General features: G+C 75.6%; 1 protein-coding gene. It reads right to left on the reverse strand.

Annotated features, from left to right (window positions below; all coding sequences use genetic code 11):
- A partial coding sequence (locus IE312_RS41905; protein ID WP_229900457.1) for a type I polyketide synthase occupies positions 1 to 2,098 on the reverse strand: 2,098 nt, incomplete at both ends.

The following is a 2,098-nucleotide window of genomic DNA, read 5'->3' on the forward strand; positions in this document are numbered from 1 at the left end:
CGTGCACCCGGTGGTCCTCCAGCCAGGGGTGCGCGACGGTGTCCAGGTCGAGCGTGCCGTGCCAGGTGTCCGCCTCGGCGGGCACCGGCGCGAGCGGCAGGGCGAACGACCCGACGCGGTCCGCGGTCCGGCGCACCGAGTCCACCCAGTGGCGCTCGCGCTGCCACGGGTAGGCCGGTACGTGCGTGTCCCGGCCCACCGGGACCCGGCCGAAGGGGGTGAGCCCCGAGACGTAGGCCCGGGCGAAGGACTCGGCGAGGTCCTCCGGGGCGCCCCGGTCCCGGTGCAGGGTGCCCTGCACGGCGGGCGGCTCGGGGTGTTCGGCGGCCAGTTGCTCCAGCGCCGGAGCCAGTACCGGGTGGGCGCTGATCTCGACGAAGTGGGTGACGCCCTGGTCGATCAGGGTGCGGACGGCGTCGGCGAACAGCACCGGGCGGCCCAGGTTCTCCACCCAGTACGCGGCGTCCATCTCCGGGCCGTGCAGCAGTTGCGAGCGCACCGTCGACATCAGCGGCAGCTCGGCCGTGCCGGGCCGGACGGGGGCCAGCACCCGGTGCAGTTCCTCGCCGAGGCCCTCCATCAGCGGGCTGTGCGAGGCGTAGTCGACGTCGACCAGACGGCAGAAGGTGCCGTCCGCCTCCAGCAGCTCCTTCAGCAGCAGGACGGAGTCGGTCTCGCCGGACAGCACGCAGGAGCGGGGGCCGTTGTGCACGGCCAGCGCCACGCTGTCCTCGAAACCCTCCAGCGCGGCGCGCGCCGCGTCCGCGTCCAGGTCCACGGCGAGCATGCGTCCGGTGCCCGCACTCGTGCGCAGCAGGACCGCGCTGCGCCGGGCCACGACGAGCGCGGCATCCTCCACCGACAGCACACCGGCGACCGTCGCGGCGGCGATCTCGCCCTGGCTGTGGCCGACGACGACGTCCGGTTCGACCCCCGCGGCCCGCCAGACGGCGGCCAGGCTCACGCAGACGGCCCAGAGCACCGGCTGCACGACGTCCACCTGGCGCAGCCAGTCGTCCCCGCCGCACCCGGCGATGATGTCGGTGAGGTCCCAGTCGACGTGCGGGGCCAGGGCGGCGGCGCAGCGTTCGAGTTCGGTCGCGAAGACCGGGTCGGAGGCGTACAGGTGCCGGCCCATGGCCGCCCACTGCCAGCCCTGCCCGGGGAACACGAAGGCGGTGCGGCCGTGCTCACGGGCCCGGCCGGTGACGACACCGGGCAGCTCGCCGTCGGGCGCGGCGGCGAACTTCTCCAGCAGGGCCATGAGTTCGCCCGCCTCGGTGGCCACCACGCCGGCCCGGAACGGGAAGTGGTCGCGCTGCCAGCCCAGTGCCCCGGCCAGCCGCCGTGGGTCGGCGCCGGGCCGCTGGAGGGCCTCGCACACGTCGCGGGCCCGCTGGGCGAGCGCGGCCGGGGTGTGGCCGTTCAGCGGTGTCAGGAAGGGGGCCGTCGGGTCGACGGGCGGTTCCACGGCCGCCGCCACGGACGGCGGGCCGGTGACGACGGTGTGGGCGTTGGTGCCGCCCCAGCCGAACGAGCTGACGCCCAGGTAGACGGGCCCGTCGTCGGGCAGCGGCAGCGGCTCCTGCACGACGTGCAGGTTGAGGTCGTCGAAGGGGATCTTCGGGTTGAGTTCGGCGGAGTGCAGGCTCGGCGGCACCACGCCGTGCCGCAGCGCCAGCACCGCCTTGAACAGGCCGGCGAACCCGGCGGCGGCCTCCAGGTGGCCGATGTTGCTCTTCACGGAGCCGACGGCGAGGGGCCGGCCGGCGCGCTGCGGGGCCTGGCCGAGCACCCGGCCGATGGCCGCCGCCTCGGTCGGGTCGCCGCGCCGGGTGCCGGTGCCGTGGGCCTCGACGTAGGCCACCCGGTCGAGCGGGACGCCGGAGCCCTCGTAGACCTGGCGCAGCACGTCCTCCTGCCCCTCCTGGCTGGGGGTGACCAGGCTGGGGCCGCCGCCGTCGTTGTTGACGGCGGTGCCGACGATGACGGCGTGCACCCGGTCGCCGTCCAGCAGGGCCCGGTCGAGCCGCTTGAGGTAGACGGCGGCCACGCCCTCGCCGCGGACGAACCCGTCGGCTCCGGCGCCGAAGGTGGC

Origin of the sequence: Streptomyces capoamus, assembly GCF_014654935.1 — a bacterium.
Lineage (GTDB): Bacteria > Actinomycetota > Actinomycetes > Streptomycetales > Streptomycetaceae > Streptomyces > Streptomyces capoamus.